Origin of the sequence: Nonomuraea sp. NPDC049419 (genome assembly GCF_040676995.1) — a bacterium.
GTDB classification, from domain to species: Bacteria; Actinomycetota; Actinomycetes; order Streptosporangiales; family Streptosporangiaceae; genus Nonomuraea; species Nonomuraea salmonea.
This window is the reverse complement of the sequence record NZ_JBFAQB010000020.1, coordinates 45,082-67,246: the sequence shown is the minus strand read 5'-3', so window position 1 is coordinate 67,246 and position 22,165 is coordinate 45,082. Positions and strand designations below refer to the sequence as shown.

Below are 22,165 nucleotides of genomic sequence, written 5' to 3'. Positions count from 1 at the left end.
CAGGCCCTCGCCCGTGAGCCTGGCCCGGCTCGTCTTCTACGTGGTGCCGCGCTTGCCGTAGAGGGCGGCGGCGAGCGCCACGCCCACCCCGGCCAGCACGACCTGGATGATCAGCTCGATCCAGTCGATCCCCCGGGTGTCGGCGACGCCGACCGCCGCGGCGATGGCCGTGCCGATGAGGGCGGCGACGATGCCGATCACGATGGTGAGCCAGATCGGGATGTTCTGCCGCCCGGGCACCACCAGGCGCCCGAGAACGCCGATGACCAGGCCGATGATGAGCGCCGAAATGATACCGGTGACTTCCATGCTGCGCCGCCCTTCTGGTGGTTGCTTGACATTGATGCGGCAGGTCGCAGAGACACGTCGGCATTGCGTTGCTTCCCGATGGCGTGCGCCCGCAAACGAGCACGGCTTTCACCGGTGGCCATGGGGAACTTCGTGAAGCTATGTCGCGTTCATCCACATAGCTGTGTGAACGGATCATGAACGAATGGAGTGACGGCTCTTCAGTGGAAGAGTGCAGGAGCAGGCCGGGCCGCCGCCCGGCGTCCCGTCACCCATGCGCCCATCCGGCGGGCGGGCCGTGCCCAGGCACGGTCGTCCCGATCGCCGTGAACGAGACGTCCCGCAGCCTCATACGCCGGCCCCGCAGTGTCGGCTCGCCGGCTTCCCCCATCACCGGCGCGCCGCCGGGTGCCCATGTCGAGGAGTATGTCTGCCGTGGACGGCTATTGGGTTCAACTGGGCCTGGTCGTGGTACTGATCATCGTCAACGCGATCTTCGCCGGTAGCGAGCTGGCGCTGATCTCGCTGCGCGATGGCCAGCTGCGCCGGCTGGAGCAGCGCGGCCAGGGCGGGAGGATCCTCGTCCGGCTGGCTCGGGACCCCAACCGGTTCATGGCCACGATCCAGCTCGTCATCACCCTGTCCGGCTTTCTCGCCTCCGCCACGGCGGCGGTCACGCTGTCGGAGCCGCTGGTGCCGCTGCTGGGCTTCCTCGGCGACGCCGCGGGCCCGGTGGCCATCGTGCTGGTGACGATCGTGCTGACGTTCCTCACCCTGGTCTTCGGCGAGCTGGCGCCCAAGCGGGTGGCCATGCAGCGCGCCGAGAGCTGGGCCATGCTGGCGGCCCGGCCGCTCAGCGCGATCTCCACCGTGTCCAGGCCGGTGGTGTGGGCGCTGGGCAAGTCCACCGACCTCGCCGTACGGCTGATGGGCGCCGACCCGCGCCGGCACCGGGAGGAGATCAGCCCAGAAGAGATCCGCGACCTGGTCGCCACCCACCGCGGATTCACCCCGGAACAGCGCCTGATCATCTCCGGAGCCGTCGAGATCAGCGAACGCGTGCTGCGCGAGGTGCTCGTCTCCCGCCGCCAGGTCTTCACCCTCGACGCCGGAACCCCCGTCGAGCAGGCCCGCCGCCTGCTGGCCGGCTCCGGCCACTCCCGCGCCCCCGTCCTGGGCGCCCGCGGCTTCGACGACGTCACCGGCATCGTGAACCTGCGCGACCTGCTCACCGAAGAGAACGCCGTCACCGCCGCGGACGTGGCCAGGCCGCCGCTCCTGCTGCCCGACAGCCTGCCGGTGGCCGAGGCGCTGCGCCGCTTCAAGGCCGAACGCCAGCAGTTCGGCCTCGTCGTGGACGAGCGCGGCTCGATCGACGGCATCGTCACGCTCGAAGACCTCCTGGAGGAGGTGGTCGGCGAGATCTACGACGAGACCGACCGGGACGTCCTCGAAGCCGTCCGCGAGAGCGACGGCAGCGTGGTGGTGCCCGGCGCCTTCCCCGTGCACGACCTGCCCGACATCGACGTGCACCTGGAGGAACGCCCGGAGGGCGACTACACCACCGTCGCCGGCCTCGCCCTGACCCTGCTCGGCCACGTGCCCACGGCTCCGGGGGAAAGCGTCGTCACCGGCGGCTGGCGCCTGCAGGTCCTCGCCGTCGAGGGCCTCGCCATCGTCCGCGTCCGGCTGTCTCCCGCCCCCACCACGGAGACCGGGAGCCTCTGCCTCTCCGAGGAGACCGTCTAGCGGATCGCGAACCCTGCGTGGAAGACCCGGGCGGCGGCGTACTCATCGCTTCCGTGTCGGACCCGCTCGCTAGGCTCGCGACCGTGAGCACGGTCGAGGACACCGGCGCCGGCCAGGCGCACCTGCTGGCCGCCGCCCGCGGCGGCGATCGCGCGGCCTTCGACGCCTTGGTGGCGCCGCACCGGCGCGCCCTGCACCTGCACTGTTACCGCATGCTCGGCTCGATCGACCAGGCCGACGACGCGACGCAGGAGACGCTGCTGCGGGCCTGGCGCGGGCTGGCCGGCTACGAGGGCCGGGCACCGCTGCACCACTGGCTGCACAGGATCGCCACCATGGCCTGCCTGCGGGCCGCCGAGCGGCGCGAGCGGCTGCCGGCGGTCCATGCACGCGCCGGCACGGGTTCATGATGCCCTGCACGCACGACGCGTACCTCGACCTGCGGCTGGGCCATGCGGACCGCGTCCGCGAGCCGTACGACGAACCGCTGGTGACCGCGCTGACCGGCGCGCGCAGCGTGGACGAGCTGCGGAGGGAGATCTTCCAGGACGCCGGGGAGGGGGAGCGGCGCCTCCTGGTGGTCCTCGGCCTGGATCATCACAGTGAGCTGATCGGCGTCGTCGGCGCCGTGCTCGGACATCCCGCTCCTGACGCCTGCGAGCTGCGCTACCTCCGCATGGCCAGGCCCCGTCGCCCCCGGCAGCTCGCCCGGCTGGGCGAGGCGCTCTGCTACTAGCTGCGGAGAGAGGGTTACAGCACGCTCGTCCTGGATCGGCCGCCGTCCAGCGAATGCCGGAAGTGGCTGGGCACGCCGGATCGCGTGGTCCCCCTGAGCGGGGTCCGCCTGCCCCGCCGCCACGCCTGGCAGGCGGACCCCTTCCGGCTATGAGCCGTCGATGAGGCGGATGGCCAGCTCAGGGCTGAACGTCCCGGCCGGCGTGCCGGGCGCGATGCCGCAGTTGCCGTCCGAGTCGCCGGGAACCTTCACCCACAGCAGCAGCTCCGTGCCGCGGTCGCCGCCGACCTGCGCCGGCGTGCCGAGCCGGCGGCCGGCGGGGTTGCACCACTCGCCGTTGGAGCCCTTGCCGTTGCGGCTGGTGTCGATCACCCATTTCGTGCCGCCGCCCAGGGCGGCGTTGACGTCCGACGCGTACGCCGCCGACTGCGCCGTCGTGTAGTAGTTCGAGACGTTGACGGCGAAGCCGCGGACGTTGCCCACGCCCGCGTCCTGCAGCCGCTGGGCCATGGTGCCGGCGGCGACCCAGCCGGCGTTGCCCGCGTCGAGGTAGGCCCACGTGTTGGGGGCGTGGTCGCGGAACTGCTCGGTCGCGTACGTCAGCATGCGGTTGCGCGCCGCGATGTCCGCGTCGTCCATGCAGGCGAAGTCGCCCAGGGAGTCGGGCTCGATGACGACGACGGCGGGACGGTCACCGATGGCGGAGGCGAAGGAGGAGATCCACGTCCGGTACGCGCTCTCGCTCCCGGCGCCGCCACCCGAGTGGCCGCCGCAGGCGTCGCGGCCGGGGATGTTGTACGCCACCAGGACCGGCAGCCTGTCGGCGGCGTCGGCCGCGGCGACGTAGGAGGACACGGTGGCGCTGACGTCGCCGAACCAGCCGCCGACCCAGAAGGCCATCGGCTTGGACGCGATCGCCGACTGGATGCGCGGGGCGCGGGGGTCGCCGGGGTTGTCGCGTACCCACGTGGCCGGGTTGGACTCGGGATCGACGTAGAAGCCGTTCGTCAGGTCGAGCGGCCCGCCGGAGGACTGGCCGTTCTCGGTCAGGGAGACGTCGTCGAGGAAGAAGGTGTGGGCGGCGCCGCCACCGAGCTGGAAGGTCACCTGGCCGGCGGCCGTGCTCAGGGACGAGGTGAAGGGAAGGCTGAAGCGCTTGCCGCTGGTGGTGAGGGAGATCGGCGCGGTGAGGGTGTTGGTGTAGGGGGCGTCGCCGAGCTGCACGGTGGCGACGGCGCTCACGGCGCTGCCGGCGGAGGCGGTGAAGGACAGCGTGTACGTCTTGCCCTGGGCCAGCGGGATGTCGTTCTGGGCCACCATCGCGTCCCACGGGTTGGCGGTGCCGCCGGTCACGCCGACCCGCAGCCTGCCGTCGTCGGTGCCCATCGTGGTGTTGGCCGAGCTCCACCAGGGTGCGGTGCCGCTGGTGAAGGTGCCGTTGACGATGAGTTCGGGGGCGGCGGCCGTGGTGGCGGCCGTGGCGGCGGCCGTGGCGGCGGCCGTGGTGGGGGCCGTGGTGGGGGCCGCGCATAACGCCGTCAGGGTCATGGCCAGCGCGATCGCGTGAGTGATCAGTCGCACGTAGTGCTTCCCTTCTGGGAGTGCTGGATCTCACGTGGTGGATATCACAAAGATCACGAAATTTGATGACATCTCGGGAAAAGTCGCTCTCGCGCGCCGATCAGGGACCGGCCACGTACGGCCCGGGGAGCCCGTCCTCGGCGCGCAGCGCGTAGAGGTTGCCGTTCGAGCCGCCCACGTACACCAGCCCATGGGCCACGGCGGGCCGGGTCTGGAAGTGGCTGCCGGTCTGGAAGCTCCAGCGGGACGCCCCGGTGGCCGCGTCCAGGGCGTGCAGGGTGCCGCCGTCGTCCTGGGCGAAGACGGTGTCGCCGTGGACCGACGCCGTGGCGGTGATCGGCCTGCTCCAGCGTTCGCGTCCGGTCGCGGGGTCCAGGGCGTGCAGCTTCTGGCCGCCGACGTAGAGCGTTCCCCGTGACTCGGTGACGCTCCATGAGCCGGTGGTGGCTTCGGGAGTGAGCCGCCAGCGTTCCTTGCCGGTTGCGGCGTCCAGCGCGTACGTGAGCCCGCCGAAGTGACCGACGTAGACGGTGTCGCCGATCACGACGGGCTTCAGGGCGATGTGGCCGAATTCCCTCCGCCATCGCGCCCTCCCCGTCGCGGGGTCGAACGCGGTCAGCCGCCCGTCGGAGACCGCGAAGACGGTCTTGCCGGCCGCGATGAGGTGCCCGGTCGGGACGGCGTTGGCGGTGCCCGTGGATGAACGCCAGCGCAGCGCGCCCGTCGCGGCGTCGTAAGCGGACAGCACGCCTCGCTCGTCGCCGTTCGGGCCCTTGCGGCTGGTCGCGTAGACGGTGCCGGCGGTGACGGCCACATCGCCCAGAGAGCCGGGGACACGGACGTGCCACCGCCGCTTACCGCCGGCGGCGTCCAGCGCGAGGACGTGGGAGAAGCCGACGCCTGCGTACACGCCGCCGTCCTGGATGACGACGTTCCTGGCGTCGAACTCGCGCAGCCATCGGGTTCGTCCTGTCGCGGGGTCGATGGCCGCGACGCCGTTGCCCACGCCGTAGAGCACGCCGTCCACCAGTTCGGGCGTGGCGGGAACGGACCTCCAGATGAAGCGCCCGGTGACGGCGTCCAGGGCGTACAGTCCGTCGTCGGCGCCGGCGTACACGACGTCGCCGTCCACCACGGGATCGGCGCGGACGCCCGCCTCCGCGAGGTGGGTCCAGCCGCCCGTCCGCTCATGGGGCGGGACGCGCGCGCCTGGCCGGTATCGGGCCATCAGGTTGTCGCGGACCCGGCCCGCCGCCAGGCGCTGCAGCAGCCGGGACCGCGAGGTCAGATGCACGATGACCGGCCCCACGTTGACGAGCGTCGCGCTGCCGGTGCCGCCGGCCCCGTGGAAGGTGTACGAGAAGATGCCCTCGGCTTCGGACGTGGGGTCGTAGTCGAAGCTCTCGCGCCCCTTGACCTGCCCGGTCGTCGCGGCGAAGACGGCGCCGGCGTCCTGGGAAACCCAGCTCACGGCGAGCGAGATGACGTCGCCGTCATCCGGCACGTAGTCGCAGGCCGCGGGCAAGGTGAGCCGCCCCAGAGATTTGGTGGCCGGGACGCGGCGGACGTCCTCGCCGAGGTCCTTCGAGGTGAGCAAGGAGCACGCGTCCGGCCAGTCGCGCAAGGGGACGCCGCCGAGCGCGACCGGGCCTTCGGGCCGTCCATAGACCGGACGGAACGCCGTGACCCGGTCGTCATGGTGGACGAAAGCGAAACGCGAGGTCGCCCCCACCAGGTTGGCGGCGTGGACGAGCGGTCTGTCCAGCGGGTACCCGACCAAGCGGCCGGTGCCCCCCTCGCGTGAGAGGAGGAAGCCGGGCAGCGGCCACGCGCCGTTGACGTCGAACCCGGGGCGGCCTTCGGCGTCGGGGTGTTCACCGACCGACAGCGGCAGGACCTCATCGGCGGGCAACCGGGAGAGGGGCAGCCGCGTGCCGTCCTCGTCGAAGAGGAAGCGTTCGTCGCCTATCCTCACGACCACGAAACCCTCCGGCGCCTGCTCGGACACGAGCAGCGCGTCGGGGTCCGCGGCGGCGGGCAGCGTCCGCGTCCAGTTCCTGTGCAGCGTGCGCGGGTCGTAGGAGGCCAGCTGGACGCCGCGCTCGCAACGGGCCAGCAGCATCACGGATCGGGCGGCTCCGGTGGTCCACCCGTCGCAACCCGGCGGGTCGCCGGTGCGCGTCCGTAGGGCGCCGGATCGCGCATCGAGCGCGACCAGCCCGCTGCCGTTCTGGTGGAGGACGACGAGGGGCCCCATCACTTGGACCTGGGGAAGGCCGCCGTTGTCCCGTGCGGGCAGCGCGTACCGCCATAAGGGGCGGCCGGAGGCGAGGTCGTGGGCGTGCACGATCCACTCCGTCACGCCTTTCGCCGAGGAGGTGAGGAAGAGGAGCCCGGCTTCGGCGGAGATGTCGGTGGGGGAGGTGACGCCGGTGGCGATGGTGCGCAAGACCGCGCCGGTGCCGGCGTCGCGTACGGTCACCGCGCCGTCCCGCCTCGCCATGAGCAGGTGCTCGCCGTACAGCGCGTTGAGTGTGATCACGTCGTCGGCGGGCACCGACCACGCCGCCTTCCACCCGATGAGGTCCCGAGGCGGCCGACCGTCGGCGGCGACCGCGAGCGCGGCGGTCACCGCGAGCGCCGCCAGCGCCCGCAGCCCGCGGCCGATCAGCATGGACGGCGCCCGTCGCACGGCCGCCACCCTCCGTGCGGCAGCTCGCGGTAGTACGCCTGGTAGCGGGACGCCTTGCCGGTCAGCCGGAACGGCCCGCCGTCCGGGGCCTTGACCGTCACCTGTTCCGTACGGCCGTCTGCGAGCACCGTCACCCGCAGCTCGAACTCGTAGTACGCCTTCTTCCCCGTGAAGCGCAGGGTGAAGGTGACCGGCTCGTCCCGCTTCAGGTCAATCTGCTTCTCCTTGAAGTACGCCGCGCCCTTGGCGGTCGTGAACCGGGGAGCGGGACGGTCGAGGTCGGCGGCCAGCTGGACGGTGTCGGTCTCACCGCCGCCGGTGATCGCGATGAGGCGGGCGCCCCTGGACACCGGCTTGCGGGCGAGGACGCGCGGCTCGATGTCCACGATGCGCGCGCTGCTGCGATTGCCGGTCAGGGCGACGGTGACGTCCATGTGGTCGATGAGCGCCCTGCGGTGGCGGGCGAGGACGTCCTGCCGCCGCTGCTCGTCGGCGTGGGTGGCGATCATGACCGCCCGGTCGTCGGGCTCGGTGACGGGCTCGCGCAGGACGGTGTCGCGCTCGGAGTAGTCGACCTTGACGTGGCCGACGGTGATGGCGGCGGTGCCGCGTACGCGTTCGACCGTGTCGGAGCCGTGCGTGTTGTACCACTCGGTGAACACGACGCCGAACGCGGCCAGGATCACGGCGCTGACGATGCCCGCCAGCCACCCCACCTGCCCCTTCGGCCGGCCCTCACCGTCCTGCTGCCGCTCGGGCGCGACGTCACGACCGGCCGATGTGCGCTTGCTGCGGCGAGCTCTGCCCATGGGGACGCGATTCCTCCACATCCGATGGTCAGGATCAGCGTAGGCAGGAGTCCGGGCGCGCAGGAGCGGTTTCCGGTTTTTACGGCGCCGCGTGCAGGGCTTCGTGGGTCCACCGGCCGCGGGGCTGCGTGTGCAGGCGCCAGTAGTGCTCGGCGATGTCGTCGGGGTCGAAGTCGGTGCCAGGGGCGACCGGTCCTGCCACGGTGACGCTCGCGACGTGGACGCCGGCGGGGCCGTACTCCTGGTCGAGCAGCGTGACCAGGGTGCGGACGCCGGCCTTGCCCAGGGAGAGGCTCACGTACTGGGGTTTGGGCTCGGGCATGCCGCCGGTGATGAGGATCGTGCCGTGGCCGCGTGCCGCCATGGCGGGCGCCACGTGGGCGGCGGCGTTGAGCGCGCCGACGACGTTCACCGCCCAGGCCTCCATGTGGCCGCGTACGGACAGCTCGCCCGGCGCGTCCGCCTGGATGATCGCGGCGTTGTAGACCAGCGCATCGGGGACGCCGTGCGCGCGTGCCACCTCGTCGAGCGCCGCGTTCAGCCCGGCCTGGTCGGTGCTGTCGGCCCGGCACGTAACGACCTCGCCGGCGACCGCGTCGGCCGCGCCCCGCAGCGTACGCTCGCTGCGGGCGATCAGCCCGACCGGCATCCCCTCCCTGGCGAACCTGCGCGCCACCGCCTGCCCGATCCCCGGACCCGCCCCGATGATCACAACCCCCGCCATCTGATCTCCTCCTTGCTTCGGCGATACTCGAGACGGTAAGGGCTCACATCGATGTGAAGGTCAAGGCATGCGGATCGGGGACCTGGCCGACAGGACCGGGGTCAGCAGGCGGCTGCTGCGCTACTACGAGGAACAGGGCCTGCTCAGGCCCATCAGGCTGAGCAACGGCTACCGCGAGTACCGCGAGTCGGACGTCGCCGCCGTCCGCCACATCCGCGCCCTGCTGGCCGCCGGGCTCCCCACCGCCGTCATCGCCCGCGTCCTGGACTGCGTGGACGGCTCCGACGGGCTCATCACGCCGTCCCACTGCCCGACCTTCATCGATGACCTGCGCCGCGAACGCACCCGCATCGCCAAGACCATCGAGCAGCTCCGAAGCTCGCGGAACGCCCTGGACTCCCTCCTCGACGCGGCGCTGCGCGAACCCTGAGTCACGCTCCGACGAAGGTCACCGTCTCCGGCAGGTCCGCACGATCGGTACGCAACGGCGGCACGCCTTCCCGCTCGAAGCCCACCGACACGCCGCACAGGAGCGTGAGCGTGTCATCGGCTCCGACGATGCGGCCGATGTCGCGGCGCTCACCCGGCCGCCGAGCCGGGGCCCGGCAGGAGGTCGACGTCGCCGGCGTGCATCGGCTCGCCGCAGTGGCTGCACGCCGGCTCGACGTGGGCGATCTGCCCGCAGGCATGGTGGCGGTAGAGGACGGGCGGCCCTGCCTCGCCGGCGAGCCAGCGGTCGCCCCAGCGCGCCATCACCATGAGCATCTCGACGAGGTCGGCGCCCTTGTCGGTGAGGTGGTACTCGTAGCGGGGGCGGGCGTCGTAGGGGCGGCGTTCGAGGACGCCCTGCTCGACCAGGTGGTGGAGGCGCTCGGTGAGGACTTTGCGGGAGATGCCGAGGTCGGCCTGGATGTGGTCGAAGCGGCGCACCCCTGCCCACACGTCGCGCAGGATCAGGGGCGACCAGGGCTCGCCGATCACGTCCATGGTGCGGGCGATGGAGCACGCCATCTCGCTGAACCGCGTTCGCTGCATGGCGGCAGTCTAGCGTTTGGAGTTCCCTCAGGAAACTTTAGCTGCTGGGGCCGGAGTCTCGTACGAGGGCATGTGGCGGATGGCCTACGTGCGCGGGCCCGAAGGAATCACCGTCTCGCTGGCCGAACGTCTGGAGAACGGAGATGACCGTGACCGACGAACGGATCCAGGCCCTCGCCGCCACCGCCAAGCCCTACCGCCTGACGCTCCTGCACTGGGAGAAGCAGGCCGTGGAGGGCGCCTGCCACGGCTTCCCCGGAGACGCCCTGCCCGCCTGAGCGTGCCCGGTGAATGTCCGGCCGGCGCCCTGGTCCGGCCGCTGCCGCCGTTTGAGAATCGGACGAGTCTCCGTTCGCAGAAAGGGGCCCGATCCGTGATGCGTGCTCTGCAGAAAGCCGTCTTCGTCGTGGGGCTGTTCGCCATGACCATCTTCGCCCTGCCGGCCGTCGCCTCGGCGCAGTCGCCGCAGGACTGCCTCGCCTACCTCAACAGTCACGGCTACCCGACGACCCAGGCCAGGATCGACGCCTGCAACTCGCTCGTCACCGCGTTCTGCATCGAGATCCTGGAGGACGGCGAGGTCGCGGCTGAGCACGCCAGGGCCGCCTGCGACCTGCGGCGCTCCTAGCGTCCGGCCCGATGGGCCCTGACCCGTTCGCGGGTGGCGCAGCGGCGGGAGCAGTAGTGGCGTTCCTGGCCGCTGCCCTGGGCGATGAACACGTTCCGGCAGCCGGTCGCGGCGCAGACCTTGCCGGGCGGTCGCTGGCGGTCCCAGACGAGCACGGTCAGCGCCATGCAGGACGAGGTGAGGAACCATTCGCCCAGGGGGCCGTCGTCGTCGCGGTCGAGGTGCGGATGCCAGGGCGTGGTGCCGCCGTGCGAGGTCAGGCGCAGCGGGCCGGTGTGCTCGCGCAGGAGGCGGTTCAGCGCCGTGGCGGCGGCGTCGGCGTCGGTGGCGGCGAAGACGTCCCGTAGCAGGGCGGCGGCCGTTCGCATGGCGGCGACGTCCTGCTCGGTCACCTCGATGGGGTCCAGCTCGCCGTACGCGCGCAGCACCTCGCCGATGCCCTCTGGGGAGGCGTCGTCGGTGAGGGCGTTGACGAGGGCGGCGGTGCGCCGGGCCATGGTCAGCACGGAATGCCGGGTGGACCAGTCGTCGGTGTGCGGCATCCTGGCAATGTAACGCATATTGCTATGTTTTGCGTTACGCCGCTAGGGTCGCGCGGGTGTACTCCATCAGGTCATACCTGGCCGGGGCGGTGGCCGCCCGCGCAGGCGACGAGATGTCAGGGCCCGCCCTGCTGCTGGCGGGATTCGCCGTCACCGGCTCGGCCACCGATGCCACGTCGCTGCTCGCGGGGATCACGGCGGCAGCGGCGGTCGGCGGCCCGCTGCTCGGGGCGCTGCTCGACCGGGCGGCGCGGCCGGGCCGGCTGCTGGCAGGCGCGCTGGCGCTGTACGCGGCGGGCCTCGGCATGATCCTCATGGGGCTCGGCCATCTGCCGATCGCGATCAGCGTGGTGATCGCGCTGTTCACCGGGCTGCTGGGTCCTGCGCTGTCGGGCGGCTGGACGGCCCAGCTGCCCCGCGTGGTGCCGCCCGCCGGGCTGCCCAGGGCCAACGCGTTCGACGCGATGACCTTCAGCGTGGCGAGCCTGGCCGGTCCCGCGCTGGCCGGGGGAGTGGCCGAGCTGCTGGGAGCGCCGGCGGCCGTGGCGGTCGCCGTGGCGCTCATCGTTTTCGCGGTGCCCAGCGCGTGGAGGCTGCCCGCCCGCCCACCGTCACGGGAGGCGGGCTCCCTGCTCGCCGGAGCGCGGGTCATGATCGCGAACCGGCCCCTGTTCCGGGCGACCCTGGTCTCGGTCATCTGCTGCACGGCCGAAGGCCTGCTGGTGGGCTGCCTTCCCCTGCTCGGCCTACGGGTGCTGGGCGACGCCGACCGTGGGGCGCTGCTGCTGTCGTGCGCGGCCGCCGGCGGCCTGGCCGCCAACGCCGTACTCGCCCGGCGTCCGCGTTCCCCCGACGCCATCGTCCGGGCGAGCGCCCTGCTGCAGGCCGCCGCCTTCGCCCTGGCCGCCGTCGATCACGCGGCCATGCTCGTCGCCGCCATGCTGCTGGTCGGCATCGGACAGGGCTCCCAGCTCACCGCCCTGTTCGCGATCCGCCACCGCGAGGCCCCGGAGCGGCTGCGCAGCCAGATCTTCACCACCGGAGCCAGCCTGAAGATCACCGGCTTCGCCCTGGGCGCGGCGATCGCGGGCCCGCTCGCCACCCGGTCGCTCACGGCCGCCCTCATCCTGGCCGCCACCCTGGCGGCGCTCGCGGCCCTCACCTGGAGTCGTAGTCCTCGCGGTTCGCGAGGACCTCGCTCATGTGCGTCTGCGCCCAGCTCCTGAGCCCGCGCGTCAGGTCGTGGAGGGAGAGGCCGAGGCCGGTCAGCTCGTAGGAGACGGTGACGGGGACGGTCGGTGTCACGGTACGGGTCAGCAACCCGTCACGCTCCAGCGACCGCAGCGTCTGGGTCAGCATCTTCTGGCTGACCCCGGCCAGCATCCGGGAGATCTCCGAGTACCGCATCGCTCTCGGCCCCTCCTCACCGCCGCCCAGCGCGCACAGAATCAGGACGACCCACTTGTCCGAGATGCGGTCGAGCAGTTGCCGGCTGGGACACCCCGCCAGGAACGCGTTGTACTCGACCTTGGCCTGAGCCCGCTGCTGGGCCGCCTTCATCGTCGCCACCGCTCACACCTCTCACCTGTGGGTGGGCTACGCACTTCGGAGTGCCTACTTCCCGGAAGGAAGTTGCTTCCCAATACTGATGCAGAGCAACAGCGAAAGGTACCCAAATGAGCACATCCCTTCCCGGCGGCACCTGGACCCTGGGAGACCTGACCGTCACCCGATTCGGGTACGGCGCCATGCAACTGGCCGGCCCGTGGGTCATGGGACCGCCCGCCGACCGCGAGGGCGCCCTGGCCGTCCTGCGGGAAGCGGTCGACAACGGCATCACTCACATCGACACCAGCGACGCGTACGGCCCGCGCATCACCAACGAGCTGATCCGCGAGGCCCTGCGCCCCTACCCCGAGTCGCTGCACATCGCGACCAAGGTGGGCGCGACCCGCGACGAGCAGGGCGGCTGGCCTCCCGCCCGGCGCCCCGAGGACCTGCGCCGCCAGGTCCACGACAACCTCAAGTCCCTGGGGCTCGACATCCTCGACCTGGTCAACCTCCGGCTCGGCGACGCCGAAGGCCCCCAGCCCGGCTCGCTCGCGGAGGCGTACGGAACGCTCGTCGAACTCCAGCAGGAGGGCCTGATCCGCCACCTCGGGGTCAGCAACGCCACCGAGGAGCAGGTCGCCGAGGCGCAGAGCATCGCGCCGATCGTGTGCGTGCAGAACCTGTACAACCTCGCCCACCGCCACGACGACAAGCTCATCGACCGCCTGGCCGCGGAAGGCATCGCGTACGTTCCCTTCTTCCCCTTGGGCGGCTTCACCCCGCTCCAGTCCTCAGCCCTCTCGGCCGTCGCCGCCCGCCTGGAATCGACCCCGATGTCCGTGGCCCTGGCCTGGCTCCTCCAGCGCTCCCCGAACATCCTCCTGATCCCCGGCACCTCATCGGTGACCCACCTGCGCGAGAACATCACCGGCGCCGCCCTCTCCCTCTCACCCGAGGACCTGGCCGAGCTGGACACCATCGCCGCTCGGCGTTGACGCGGAGGATCACCATCCGCCTCGCCGCCACCGGCCCCATCTCCTGCAGCCGAAGGCCGGCGTGCTTCCTGCGTGACCGGCCTAGGACCAAGGTCCTTCGTACGACGGTCGTACGGCACTGCCTCGGACGGGCCCTTCCCAGTGTGATGAGAACGCGAGACACACCACCGAGGAAAGGGGCCGTCATGGCCGCCACGATCGACAGGTCCGCCGGGCAGGCGGGCGCGACCATCACTGAGGGACGCCGTCCGGTCGGCTACGTCTGGGCAGCCGCCCGGATCGCGATCGGCTGGATCTTCCTGTGGGCGTTCCTGGACAAGACGTTCGGATGGGGCTTCGCCACCCCGTCGGACCGGGCCTGGATCGCGGGCGGCAGCCCGACGACCGGGTTCCTCAAGGGCACCGGCTGGCGATGGCCGGCGCCGGCACCACCCTCGGACTCGGCGGCCTGCCGATCGTGCAGCGCCACGCCTGGCTGAAGTAGTGCGCACCGGGACACGCCCGCCCCCAGCACCACGGGGCGGGCGTTCCGCTGTGGACCAACGGCGCCGGCTCGCGGGACTCCTCCTCGGGCGCCGCGCAGCCGTCCGCAGGACAGTAGGGACGAGACAAAAGGAGTGGCGGCATGAGGGCATTGGTCCTGTACGAGTCGATGTTCGGCCACACCGCCCAGCAGGCCGCCGGGCCGCTGGTGGCGGGGGAGCTGGAGCGGGCCAGGCAGTGGGGTGAGAGCCTGGCCGAGTCGTTCCCCGTACCGACGTCACGACAGACGTGAGGGGTGCAGGATGCGGTCGAGGCGGGCGGCGGCGTACCCCGTGACGGACAGCGCCAGGACGATCAGCAGATCGCCGGGCGCCAGCGGACGCGTGCCGAGCAGTTCCTGCAGCAGCGGGAGATAGATCCCGGCCAGTTGCAGGACGAGCGCGCCCGCCACGGCGACCAGCAGCATCGGGTTGGCCAGGGAACGCGGCCGGGTGCGCGTCCCCAGCGCCACCCCCAGCTGCGTCGCGCCGAGCGCGAAGAACGCCATGCTCTGCCACGGCCGCCCGGTCAGCGAGGCCCACACGGCGACGCCGAGCGTGACGGCGGTGAGCACGACGGCGATGCGCAGCACCCGCTGCCACAGGCCCGCCCCCATGATGCTCTGGCCGGGCGGCCGGGGCGGTCGTTCCATGGTCCCCGGCACGGTCGGCTCCCCGCCGAGCGCGACGCCGGGCAGGCCGTGGGTGAGCAGGTTGATCCACAGGATCTGCGCGGGCAGCAGAGGGAGCGGCAGGCCGGCGAACGGGCCCAGCACCATCACGGCGATCTCGGCCGCGCCGCCCGACAGGCCGTAGACGAGGAAGCGGCGGATGTTCGCATAGACCCGGCGGCCCTCCTCGACGGCGGCGACGACGGTGTCCAGGTTGTCGTCGGCCAGTACGAGATCGGCGGCCTGCCGGGCGACCTCCGTGCCGCGCCTGCCCATGGCGACGCCGATGTCGGCGCGGCGCAGCGCGGGGCCGTCGTTGACGCCGTCACCGGTCATGGCGAGGATCTCGCCGCGTTTCCGCAGGGTCTCGATGATGTCGAGCTTCTGCTCGGGGGTGGCGCGCGCGTAGACGGCGGCCGGCTCGCCGTCCGGGGTTCCGGGCTCAGGGCGGTCAGTGGCGGGCTCGCCGTCGAACGCGCCGGGTTCGCGGCAGTCGACGGCTCCGTCTTCAGGGCCGATGATGCCGAGGTCGGCGGCGATGGCGCGGGCGGTGCCCGGATGGTCGCCGGTGATGAGGACGGGCCTGATGCCGGCCTTCCTGCAGTCGGCCACGGCCGTGGCGGCCGCCGCGCGTGGCGGGTCGAGGATCGCGACGAGGCCGAGCAGGCCGAGCCCGCTCTCCCGTACGGACACGGGAACGGTGTCCAGGTCGGCGGCCGCGATCGCGAGGACGCGGTAGCCGTCACGGGCGTACCGGTCGGCGCGTTCGGCGGCACGGGCGAGCAGCGCGGGGTCGTCGGTCAGCACGTCAGGGACGAGCAGCGCCTCGGGGGCGCCCTTGCAGATCACCCGGGCGCGGCCGTCCGGCAGGAGGTGCACGGTGGTCATGCGCTTGCGGTCACTGTCGAACGGCAGCTCCCCGGCCCGGGGAAACCGGGCACGCAGGTCCTCGTGGTCGAGCCCGAGCCGGGCGGCGGCGGCGAGCAGGGCCGCCTCCGTCGGGTCACCCAAGGCAGTCCACTCCGGGCCCGGGCACAGGCGGGCGTCGTTGCACAGCGCCGCGGCCGTCAGCATCGCGCGGAACTCGTCGGGGTCCGCGCTCTCGATCACGCCGCCGGGCGCGTAGCCGGAGCCGGTGGTCGCGGCCTCGGCGGCCGGGGTCCACAGGTGCCGGGCGACCATCCGTCCCTCGGTGAGGGTGCCGGTCTTGTCGGTGGCGAGCACGGTCACCGAGCCCAGCGTCTCGACGGCGGGCAGGTTGCGCACGAGGGCGTTGCGCGCCGCCATCCGGCGCGCCCCGAGCGCCAGGCTCAAGGTCACGACAGCGGGCAGCGATTCCGGTACGGCGGCCACCACCAGGCTGATCGCGGTCACGACCATCAGCTCCACCGGCTGGCCGCGTACCAGACCCAGGGCCAGCACCAGCGCCGACAGCAGCACCGCGACCCCCGCCAGCAGCCGCCCGGCCCCGGCCAGCCGGCGCTGCAACGGCGTGAGCCCGCCACCCTTGACCATGAGGGCGGCGATGCGGCCGCTCGCGCTCGCCGCGCCGGTCGCGGTCACCACCGCCCGCCCCCTGCCCCGCACCACCACGGTGCCGGACGACACCGGAGCGCCGGCCCTCTTGTCCACCGGCACCGGCTCGCCCGTCAGGGCCGACTCGTCGGCCAGCAGCGCCGCCGACTCCACCACCTCGCCGTCCGCCGGGACGATGTCGCCCTCCGCCAGCACCACCAGATCACCGGCCACGACCTCGCTCGCCGGGATCCGCGTCTGCCGGCCGTCCCGCACCACCCGCGCCTCGGGGGTGGCGAGGTCGGCCAGCGCCGTGATGGCCCGGTCAGCGCGTACCTCCTGGGCCACCCCGACCGCCGTGTTCACCACGATGACCAGCATGATCACGACGGCGTCCGTCCAGCCGCCGGTGGTGATCGTCAGCACCGCCGCGACGAGCAGGACGATGATCAGCGGGTCGCGGAGCTGCGTGAGGACGCGCCGCCACAACGGCGTCGGCGGCTTGCGCGGCAGGAGGTTGGGGCCGTCACGCTCAAGGCGTGCGGCCGCCTCCGTCGCGGACAGGCCGGATGGCGAGCGCGTCACCGCAGGTCAGGACGGCCGCGGCAGGCCGGTGCTGGGCTGGTCGGGCTGCGGGGACGCCAGCGACGCCTGCGGGGCGCGCAGCGTGGACAGCGCCCAGCGGCCAGGACCGAGCACCGCGATCAGCAGGAAACCCCAGCAGAACAGGGCGGCCTTCTCCCCGCCGTTCTCGATCGGGAACAACGCCTGCGGCTGGTGCACGACGAAGTACGCGTACGCCATGGTGCCCGAGCAGATGACGGCGGCGGCGCGCGCGGCCACCCCGAGCAGGACCATGCCGCCGGCGACGAACTCGATGAGGGCCGCCCACCAGCCCGGCCACTCGGCGAAGGCCGGGGCCTCGCCCTGCGGGCCGCCCAGCACGCCGAACAGGGTCGCCGCGCCGTGACAGGCGAACAGCAGCCCCAGCACGATCCGATAGAGGGCCAGGAAAAGATCCTGCTGCCGGTTGACCAGTGCTTCCATAGAGCGTCCTTCCTCAACGTGCTGATTGGTGTCATCTCCAGAACCGGAGATGAAAGACGTGGGAGCGCTCCCAAAAGAGTCAAGAATGCGCCGTCGCCCTGTCAACTCTGGTCAGTCAGGGGGTCTGGCCGGATGGGCGGGAAACGCCACGCTCACTTGGCCCAACGCCGAACGGGTGAAAATTTCGAATAGTTGAAAATTTCACCGTCCGTCCACCTTCCGCCAGACCGACACGTGGCTTCTGCTCTCGTCGGTGAAGGGCGTGCGCGTCCAGCCGGCCCAGCGCTCCTCCAGGCGCATCCCGGCGATCCGCGCCATGAGGTCCAGCTCGGACGGCCACACGAACCGGTGCCGCGAGGAGAACGTCTCCATCCGGCCGTCCGCCACCCAGTAGTGGTGGGAGGTCGCGATCTGCGACGCGACGTCGTACTCCTCGAACCCGAGGTGCTCCTGGCCCACGGCGAACGCGTGCACGGTCTCGCCCGGCGGCAGCCGGCGCAGCTCAGGAACGTAGTTCTCGATGACGAAACGGCCGCCGGGCTCGAGGTGGGCCGCCGCGTTGCGGAAGCACTCGACCTGTTCGTCCTGGGTGGTCAGGTTCGTGATCGTGTTGCGTACCAGGTAGACCAGCGAGAAGGTCGCGTCCAGCCTGGTGGTCGCGAAGTCGCCGACCGTCGTACGGACCGCGCCGGCGCCCGGCTCGGCCCGCAGCCGCGCGATCATCGCGGCCGACAGGTCGATCCCCTCGACGCGGACCCCGCGCCGGGCCAGCGGCAGCGCGATGCGCCCCGTGCCGACGCCGAACTCGAGCGCGGCGCCGCCCAGCCCGGCCAGGAAGCTCACCGCCGGTTCGATCACCGCCGGGTCGAACAGCTCCGGCCACTTCGCCTCGTACGTCGCCGCGATCCGCTCGTCGAAGCTGTCCTCCGGCATGCCTCAACCCTGCCCGCTTCCACGCGTCAGAACCACCTGGAGCGCCCCTGTCGAGGCCGGGCCGGCGAACGTGTCGTGGGCGGCGGGCACGTCGTCCTTGAGGAATGCAGGTCGGTCTCCGCTGGGCGGGTCTAAGGTCTTCGGCTTCGGATCGGGAGAGCGAACCGCGTCAACAGCAGAAGCGCAGATAGCCCTGCAGATCGTCGAGGATGCGGGAGACGCTGTCGCGGTCACCCCTGTACAGCACCTCCTTGCCGGCTCGGCGGGAGGTGACGATGCCGCCGCGCCGGAGCAGGGCGAGCTGCTGCGAGGCGGCGGACTGGCTGATGCCGGCGCGCTCGGCGACCTGGTTGACCGACAGCTCGGCGCCCCGGGCGAACAGCAGCATGATCTGCTGGCGGCTCTCGTTCGCCAGGGCCTTGAGGAAGTCCTGGGCGGCCTGCGGCAGTTGCGGCGCGCACGTCTCCCCTGCGGCGTCTGGCGATGATGTCGTGGTCTCTGCCATGCCTGCTCCTCCCGTTCATCGCAGCGTACCTTTTGTACCTAGTTATTGACATATTAAAAAATGACGGTACGTTTGCCGGCATGTCCCACGACCGCATCCTGATCGTCGGAGCCGGGCAGTCCGGCCTGGCCGCCGCGTACGCCGCCCTGCAGCAGGGGCTACGGCCCGTGCTGCTGGAGTCCTCTGACCGGCCGGCCGGCTCCTGGCCGCGCTATTACGACAGCCTCGCCCTGTTCTCACCCGCCCGCTACAGCGGCCTGCCCGGCATGGCCTTCGGCGGCGACCCGGAACGCTACCCGCGTCGTGACGAGGTCGTCGCCTACTTGGAGCGCTACGCCGCCGCCCTGATGGAGCGCGGCGCCGAGCTGCGCACCGGCGCCCGAGTGGAGGCCGTCCAGCCTGGCGCGAGCGGCTTCCTCGTGCGCCTGGGCGACGGGCAGGAACTCGCCACCCCCGCCGTCATCGCGGCCAGCGGCTCCTTCGGACGCCCGCACCGGCCCGCCCTGCCCGGTCTGGACGCTTTCACCGGCCCGGTGCTGCACGCGGCCGGCTACCGTTCGCCGGCTGCGCTGCCTGGTGAGCACGTCGTCGTGGTCGGGACGGGCAACTCCGCGGTCCAGATCGCGTACGAGCTGGCCGCCGAACGCCGGGTGACGCTGGTCGGCCGCACGCCGATCCGCTTTGTCGAGCAGCGCCCGCTGGGCCGTGACCTGCACTTCTGGTTCCGCGTGACCGGGTTCGACCGGCTGCCGCTGGCCCGCGCGGAGGCCCCGCCGCCGTCGCCCGTGCTCGACGACGGCCGCTATCGCCGGGCGCTGCGCGAGGGGCGCTACGCGTGGCGGGCGATGTTCACGCGGCTGGACGGCGATCAAGCGGTCTGGCCCGATGGCCGGCGCGAGCGCGTCGATGCGGTGCTGCTGGCCACCGGATACCGGCCGGACCTGCCGTACCTCGCCGAGATGGGTGCGTTGGCGGGTGATGGGCGCCCGCGCCAGCGTCGCGGCCTGTCCCTGACTCATTCCGGGCTGGGCTACCTGGGCCTGGAGTGGCAGCGTACGCCCTCCTCGAACACCCTGCGCGGAGTCGGCGCCGACGCCCACCGCGTCGTCGTCGCTCTGGCCCGCCACCTGCGCGGAACCGAAAGGCGGCCCCGGCGCGGCCTCCGCATGCCAGTTGATTAGATGGGAGTCGAATTTGACATCCATCTAAATCCTCGGGCATTCTGCTAGCGAGTTACTTAGACGGACATCGAAACAGGGAGAAGTGCCATGAGTGGATGCTGCGGTCCCACCGCCGTCGAGCTGGAGCCCAGCCGCCAGGCCGCACGACCCGACGGCCTGCCCGTCGCGGTCATCGGCGCCGGCCCGATCGGGCTGGCCGCCGCGGCCCACCTCGCCGAGCGCGGGCTCGACTTCGTGGTGCTGGAAGCGGGGGAGCGGGCGGCGGCGTCGATCGCGCAGTGGGGGCACGTACGGGTGTTCAGTCCCTGGAAGTACGACATCGACCCCGCCGCCCGCCGCCTCCTGGAGGCCGACGGCTGGAGCGCGCCGGACCCCGAATGGCTGCCCACCGGTGCCGAGCTGATCGACGACTACCTGGCGCCGCTGGCCAAGCTGTTCGGTGAGCGGGTGCGTACCGGGGCGAAGGTGACGGCGATCAGCAGGCTCGGCTACGACCGCGTTCGTACGGCGGGACGTGAGCAGGCGCCGTTCCTGATCCGCCTGGCCGACGGGAGCGAGCTGCACGCCCGTGCCGTCATCGACGCCTCCGGCACCTACGCCACCCCGAACGTGCTCGGCGCCTCCGGCCTGCCCGCCCACGGCGAACCCGATGCCGGTGACCTGATCGACCACGCCCTGCCCGACGTTCTGGGCGCCGACCGCGACCGGTACGCAGGCAGGCACATCCTGGTGATCGGAGCCGGCCATTCGGCGGCCACCACGCTGCTCGCGCTGGCCCAGCTGGAGGACACCCCGATCACGTGGGCGATCCGCGCCGGCAGCGCCGCCCGTACGTACGGAGGCGGCGACGCGGACGCCCTGCCCGCACGGGGCGCGCTCGGCACCCGCCTGCACGCCCACGTCGAGAGCGGCCGCATCCGCCTGGTGACCGGCTTCTTCACCCACGCCGTCGAACGGGACGGCGACCAGGTACGCGTGCTCAGCCGCGACCCCTCAGGCCACGAGCAGACCGTCACCGCCGACCGCATCGTGGCCGCAACCGGTTACCGCCCCGACCACACCATCGCCGGCGAACTGCGCCTGGACCTCGACCCGATCCTCGGCTCCACCCGCGCCCTCGCCCCGCTGATCGACCCCAACGCGCACTCCTGCGGCACCGTCCCGCCGCACGGCGCCGACGAGCTCGCCCACCCCGAGGACGGCTACTACGCGATCGGCGTCAAGAGCTACGGCCGCGCCCCCACCTTCCTGCTGGCCACCGGCTACGAGCAGGCCCGCTCGGTGGTCGCCGCGCTGGCCGGGGACTGGGAGGCGGCGCGGGACGTCCAGCTCGACCTGCCCGAAACCGGCGTCTGCTCCTCCAACCTCGCCGAGGCCCAAGAGCAGCGGGTCGGCTTGGCCACCGGGATCAGCGGCGGTCTCCTGAGCACTCCGCTGCCGCTGGTCGGGGCCTCCCAGGGCGGCTGCTGCGGCTGACCAGGAGATTCGATGCCCGCCCCCGATCCGATCACCGCCGCCTCGACCGGTGGCGGGAGCGGCCCCGACTCCGTCCCCGGCCGCCCTTCCCTCAAGGACCGGCGGCTGGTGGCGGCGTTGGCCGTCACCCAGTCCCGGGCCACGGCACTGCTCGCGATCAGCGTGGTGGCCGGCTTCTCCTCCTCCGTCTTCATGCCGCTGACCGGCGTCGCTTGATCGCCGCCGCCGCACTCACCGGCTACCACCGACTATCATTTAGACGAACGTCGAAGCACCCGTCAGGTCCGGAGGCCCCCGCATGACCGCCACCACGCTGCCCCTCGTCCAGGCCGGCCAGGGCGCGCAGGATGGGGCGTGCTGCGCGCCGATCGCCCGCGAGCCGCTCGGCGAAGGCGACGCCGCCGAGCTGGCCGTGCTGCTCAAGGCGGTGGCCGACCCGGTACGCCTGCGGCTGCTGTCCATGATCGGCTCTCACGCCGGCGGCGAGGCGTGCGTGTGCGACCTGACCGACGCCTTCGACCTGACCGCGCCCACCATCAGTCACCACCTCAAGGTGCTGCGCACCGCCGGATTGATCGGCAGTGAGCGGCGCGGCACCTGGGTCTACTACTGGATCATCCCCGAGACGGTGAACCGGCTGGGCGCCCTGTTCGCCCCGCTAACCGACCGCTGACCGCCCCTGCCATCGCGCAGTAGCTCGCCGAGCAGGCTGACGACCTGGGATCGGATGTCGTCGCGGATGGCACGGACGGCGGCGGCCGGCCAGGCTGACGTAGACCAGCGCGACCAGGACGGGGACCTCGATGAGCGGGCCGACCACGCCGGCCAGGGCTTGGCCGGAGGTGACGCCGAAGACGCCGACCGCGACGAGCCGCCCGAGCAACAGCCCGGCGCCCATGGCCGCGATGATCCACACCGGCAGGAACCGATCCAGCACCGGCAGAGCACCGATCACGCCGACCGGCGGCGCGGCGGCCTGTGCGGGT

26 protein-coding genes and 1 pseudogene are annotated in these 22,165 nt (G+C 72.1%); 14 read left to right on the top strand and 13 right to left on the bottom strand.

From position 1 onward, the window contains the following. Positions 1–36: 36 nt before the first annotated feature. Entirely contained in the window at positions 37–309 is a 273-nt protein-coding gene (locus AB0K12_RS38975) for a GlsB/YeaQ/YmgE family stress response membrane protein (protein WP_364572579.1), read from the bottom strand. A gap of 414 nt (positions 310–723) precedes the next feature. On the opposite strand from AB0K12_RS38975, the gene AB0K12_RS38970 reads away from it, so the two are divergent. The 3 genes from AB0K12_RS38970 to AB0K12_RS38960 all read left to right on the top strand — a co-directional run bounded on the left by AB0K12_RS38970 (position 724) and on the right by AB0K12_RS38960 (position 2,773). Next, a complete protein-coding gene (locus tag AB0K12_RS38970) occupies positions 724–2,037 on the top strand; it encodes a hemolysin family protein (protein ID WP_364572577.1) in 1,314 nt (437 codons plus the stop codon). 83 nt (positions 2,038–2,120) lie between these two features. Beyond that, entirely contained in the window at positions 2,121–2,447 is a 327-nt protein-coding gene (locus AB0K12_RS38965; protein WP_364572575.1) for a sigma factor, read from the top strand. Further along, positions 2,444–2,773, top strand: a complete 330-nt coding sequence (locus tag AB0K12_RS38960; RefSeq protein ID WP_364572573.1) for a hypothetical protein — start codon at positions 2,444–2,446, stop codon at positions 2,771–2,773. Before AB0K12_RS38965 ends, AB0K12_RS38960 begins: the two co-directional genes overlap by 4 nt. A gap of 147 nt (positions 2,774–2,920) precedes the next feature. Here AB0K12_RS38960 and AB0K12_RS38955 read toward each other — a convergent pair whose 3' ends face one another. The 4 genes from AB0K12_RS38955 to AB0K12_RS38940 form a co-directional block, all read right to left on the bottom strand. Beyond that, entirely contained in the window at positions 2,921–4,354 is a 1,434-nt protein-coding gene (locus tag AB0K12_RS38955) for a glycoside hydrolase family 6 protein (protein ID WP_364572571.1), read from the bottom strand. A 100-nt stretch (positions 4,355–4,454) separates the two neighbouring features. After that, positions 4,455–7,046 (bottom strand): PQQ-binding-like beta-propeller repeat protein, encoded by a 2,592-nt coding sequence (locus AB0K12_RS38950; RefSeq protein ID WP_364572569.1) that lies wholly within the window; start codon positions 7,044–7,046, stop codon positions 4,455–4,457. Further along, positions 7,022–7,855, bottom strand: coding sequence for a hypothetical protein (locus tag AB0K12_RS38945; RefSeq protein WP_364572567.1), 834 nt, complete (start codon positions 7,853–7,855; stop codon positions 7,022–7,024). The genes AB0K12_RS38950 and AB0K12_RS38945 overlap by 25 nt, the downstream gene beginning before the upstream one ends. Before the next feature lie 79 nt (positions 7,856–7,934). Beyond that, positions 7,935–8,579, bottom strand: a complete 645-nt coding sequence (locus tag AB0K12_RS38940) for an SDR family NAD(P)-dependent oxidoreductase (RefSeq protein WP_364572565.1) — start codon at positions 8,577–8,579, stop codon at positions 7,935–7,937. Between the two features lie 67 nt (positions 8,580–8,646). On the opposite strand from AB0K12_RS38940, the gene AB0K12_RS38935 reads away from it, so the two are divergent. Next, positions 8,647–9,009 (top strand): MerR family transcriptional regulator, encoded by a 363-nt coding sequence (locus tag AB0K12_RS38935; protein WP_364572563.1) that lies wholly within the window; start codon positions 8,647–8,649, stop codon positions 9,007–9,009. Between the two features lie 149 nt (positions 9,010–9,158). Here AB0K12_RS38935 and AB0K12_RS38930 read toward each other — a convergent pair whose 3' ends face one another. Continuing rightward, on the bottom strand, positions 9,159–9,614 hold the full coding sequence (locus AB0K12_RS38930; RefSeq protein ID WP_364572561.1) for a helix-turn-helix domain-containing protein: 456 nt from the start codon (positions 9,612–9,614) through the stop codon (positions 9,159–9,161). Between the two features lie 149 nt (positions 9,615–9,763). Between AB0K12_RS38930 and AB0K12_RS38925 the strand changes: the two genes are divergently transcribed. Then, positions 9,764–9,892, top strand: a complete 129-nt coding sequence (locus tag AB0K12_RS38925) for a hypothetical protein (RefSeq protein ID WP_364572559.1) — start codon at positions 9,764–9,766, stop codon at positions 9,890–9,892. Positions 9,893–9,990: 98 nt separating this feature from the next. After that, on the top strand, positions 9,991–10,242 hold the full coding sequence (locus tag AB0K12_RS38920; RefSeq protein ID WP_364572557.1) for a hypothetical protein: 252 nt from the start codon (positions 9,991–9,993) through the stop codon (positions 10,240–10,242). Here AB0K12_RS38920 and AB0K12_RS38915 read toward each other — a convergent pair. Beyond that, the gene (locus AB0K12_RS38915) at positions 10,239–10,784 is read right to left on the bottom strand and encodes a CGNR zinc finger domain-containing protein (RefSeq protein ID WP_364572555.1); all 546 of its coding nucleotides are present in this window, start codon (positions 10,782–10,784) and stop codon (positions 10,239–10,241) included. The two genes, AB0K12_RS38920 and AB0K12_RS38915, sit on opposite strands and share 4 nt — an antisense overlap. Positions 10,785–10,840: 56 nt before the next feature. On the opposite strand from AB0K12_RS38915, the gene AB0K12_RS38910 reads away from it, so the two are divergent. Next, positions 10,841–12,010 carry an MFS transporter gene (locus AB0K12_RS38910; protein ID WP_364572554.1) on the top strand — a complete coding sequence of 390 codons (1,170 nt, stop codon included), beginning with the start codon at positions 10,841–10,843 and terminating at the stop codon, positions 12,008–12,010. Here AB0K12_RS38910 and AB0K12_RS38905 read toward each other — a convergent pair. Further along, complete coding sequence (locus AB0K12_RS38905; protein WP_355415836.1) at positions 11,943–12,353, bottom strand: helix-turn-helix domain-containing protein; 411 nt, start codon at positions 12,351–12,353, stop codon at positions 11,943–11,945. The two genes, AB0K12_RS38910 and AB0K12_RS38905, sit on opposite strands and share 68 nt — an antisense overlap. Before the next feature lie 107 nt (positions 12,354–12,460). On the opposite strand from AB0K12_RS38905, the gene AB0K12_RS38900 reads away from it, so the two are divergent. The 3 genes from AB0K12_RS38900 (at position 12,461) to AB0K12_RS38890 (ending at position 14,105) form a co-directional block, all read left to right on the top strand. Next, on the top strand, positions 12,461–13,330 hold the full coding sequence (locus AB0K12_RS38900) for an aldo/keto reductase family oxidoreductase (protein WP_364572553.1): 870 nt from the start codon (positions 12,461–12,463) through the stop codon (positions 13,328–13,330). 185 nt (positions 13,331–13,515) lie between these two features. After that, entirely contained in the window at positions 13,516–13,809 is a 294-nt protein-coding gene (locus AB0K12_RS38895; RefSeq protein ID WP_364572551.1) for a hypothetical protein, read from the top strand. A 146-nt stretch (positions 13,810–13,955) separates the two neighbouring features. Further along, a complete protein-coding gene (locus AB0K12_RS38890) occupies positions 13,956–14,105 on the top strand; it encodes a hypothetical protein (RefSeq protein ID WP_364572549.1) in 150 nt (49 codons plus the stop codon). Here the strand turns inward: AB0K12_RS38890 and AB0K12_RS38885 are convergent. The 4 genes from AB0K12_RS38885 to AB0K12_RS38870 form a co-directional block, all read right to left on the bottom strand. Next, complete coding sequence (locus AB0K12_RS38885) at positions 14,091–16,622, bottom strand: cation-transporting P-type ATPase (RefSeq protein WP_364572547.1); 2,532 nt, start codon at positions 16,620–16,622, stop codon at positions 14,091–14,093. The genes AB0K12_RS38890 and AB0K12_RS38885 overlap by 15 nt on opposite strands. Positions 16,623–16,628: 6 nt before the next feature. Further along, a complete protein-coding gene (locus AB0K12_RS38880; protein ID WP_364572545.1) occupies positions 16,629–17,084 on the bottom strand; it encodes a DoxX family protein in 456 nt (151 codons plus the stop codon). 201 nt (positions 17,085–17,285) lie between these two features. Next, positions 17,286–18,017, bottom strand: coding sequence for a class I SAM-dependent methyltransferase (locus AB0K12_RS38875; RefSeq protein ID WP_364572543.1), 732 nt, complete (start codon positions 18,015–18,017; stop codon positions 17,286–17,288). A 169-nt stretch (positions 18,018–18,186) separates the two neighbouring features. Beyond that, entirely contained in the window at positions 18,187–18,522 is a 336-nt protein-coding gene (locus AB0K12_RS38870) for a metalloregulator ArsR/SmtB family transcription factor (RefSeq protein WP_364572540.1), read from the bottom strand. Positions 18,523–18,602: 80 nt separating this feature from the next. Between AB0K12_RS38870 and AB0K12_RS38865 the strand changes: the two genes are divergently transcribed. From AB0K12_RS38865 to AB0K12_RS38850, 4 genes are all read left to right on the top strand, one after another. Continuing rightward, on the top strand, positions 18,603–19,703 hold the full coding sequence (locus tag AB0K12_RS38865) for an NAD(P)/FAD-dependent oxidoreductase (RefSeq protein WP_364572538.1): 1,101 nt from the start codon (positions 18,603–18,605) through the stop codon (positions 19,701–19,703). Between the two features lie 87 nt (positions 19,704–19,790). After that, entirely contained in the window at positions 19,791–21,179 is a 1,389-nt protein-coding gene (locus AB0K12_RS38860; RefSeq protein ID WP_364572536.1) for an FAD-dependent oxidoreductase, read from the top strand. Between the two features lie 12 nt (positions 21,180–21,191). Then, positions 21,192–21,395 carry a hypothetical protein gene (locus tag AB0K12_RS38855; RefSeq protein WP_364572534.1) on the top strand — a complete coding sequence of 68 codons (204 nt, stop codon included), beginning with the start codon at positions 21,192–21,194 and terminating at the stop codon, positions 21,393–21,395. Between the two features lie 82 nt (positions 21,396–21,477). After that, on the top strand, positions 21,478–21,852 hold the full coding sequence (locus AB0K12_RS38850; RefSeq protein WP_364572532.1) for a metalloregulator ArsR/SmtB family transcription factor: 375 nt from the start codon (positions 21,478–21,480) through the stop codon (positions 21,850–21,852). Here the strand turns inward: AB0K12_RS38850 and AB0K12_RS38845 are convergent. Then, positions 21,838–22,047: pseudogene (locus AB0K12_RS38845) on the bottom strand (hypothetical protein); the annotation flags it as partial. The gene AB0K12_RS38850 and the pseudogene AB0K12_RS38845 overlap by 15 nt on opposite strands. Between the last annotated feature and the right edge of the window lie 118 nt (positions 22,048–22,165).

Bases quoted from the DNA above. Each gene is read 5' to 3' on its own strand.
- AB0K12_RS38860 (WP_364572536.1), top strand. From the start codon at position 19,791: ATGAGTGGATGCTGCGGTCCCACCGCCGTCGAGCTGGAGCCCAGCCGC.
- AB0K12_RS38855 (WP_364572534.1), top strand. From the start codon at position 21,192: ATGCCCGCCCCCGATCCGATCACCGCCGCCTCGACCGGTGGCGGGAGC.
- AB0K12_RS38875 (WP_364572543.1), bottom strand. From the start codon at position 18,017: ATGCCGGAGGACAGCTTCGACGAGCGGATCGCGGCGACGTACGAGGCG.
- AB0K12_RS38945 (WP_364572567.1), bottom strand. From the start codon at position 7,855: ATGGGCAGAGCTCGCCGCAGCAAGCGCACATCGGCCGGTCGTGACGTC.
- AB0K12_RS38900 (WP_364572553.1), top strand. From the start codon at position 12,461: ATGAGCACATCCCTTCCCGGCGGCACCTGGACCCTGGGAGACCTGACC.
- AB0K12_RS38960 (WP_364572573.1), top strand. From the start codon at position 2,444: ATGATGCCCTGCACGCACGACGCGTACCTCGACCTGCGGCTGGGCCAT.
- AB0K12_RS38935 (WP_364572563.1), top strand. From the start codon at position 8,647: ATGCGGATCGGGGACCTGGCCGACAGGACCGGGGTCAGCAGGCGGCTG.
- AB0K12_RS38890 (WP_364572549.1), top strand. From the start codon at position 13,956: ATGAGGGCATTGGTCCTGTACGAGTCGATGTTCGGCCACACCGCCCAG.
- AB0K12_RS38850 (WP_364572532.1), top strand. From the start codon at position 21,478: ATGACCGCCACCACGCTGCCCCTCGTCCAGGCCGGCCAGGGCGCGCAG.
- AB0K12_RS38865 (WP_364572538.1), top strand. From the start codon at position 18,603: ATGTCCCACGACCGCATCCTGATCGTCGGAGCCGGGCAGTCCGGCCTG.
- AB0K12_RS38920 (WP_364572557.1), top strand. From the start codon at position 9,991: ATGCGTGCTCTGCAGAAAGCCGTCTTCGTCGTGGGGCTGTTCGCCATG.
- AB0K12_RS38915 (WP_364572555.1), bottom strand. From the start codon at position 10,784: ATGCCGCACACCGACGACTGGTCCACCCGGCATTCCGTGCTGACCATG.
- AB0K12_RS38930 (WP_364572561.1), bottom strand. From the start codon at position 9,614: ATGCAGCGAACGCGGTTCAGCGAGATGGCGTGCTCCATCGCCCGCACC.
- AB0K12_RS38975 (WP_364572579.1), bottom strand. From the start codon at position 309: ATGGAAGTCACCGGTATCATTTCGGCGCTCATCATCGGCCTGGTCATC.
- AB0K12_RS38895 (WP_364572551.1), top strand. From the start codon at position 13,516: ATGGCCGCCACGATCGACAGGTCCGCCGGGCAGGCGGGCGCGACCATC.
- AB0K12_RS38940 (WP_364572565.1), bottom strand. From the start codon at position 8,579: ATGGCGGGGGTTGTGATCATCGGGGCGGGTCCGGGGATCGGGCAGGCG.
- AB0K12_RS38870 (WP_364572540.1), bottom strand. From the start codon at position 18,522: ATGGCAGAGACCACGACATCATCGCCAGACGCCGCAGGGGAGACGTGC.
- AB0K12_RS38880 (WP_364572545.1), bottom strand. From the start codon at position 17,084: ATGGAAGCACTGGTCAACCGGCAGCAGGATCTTTTCCTGGCCCTCTAT.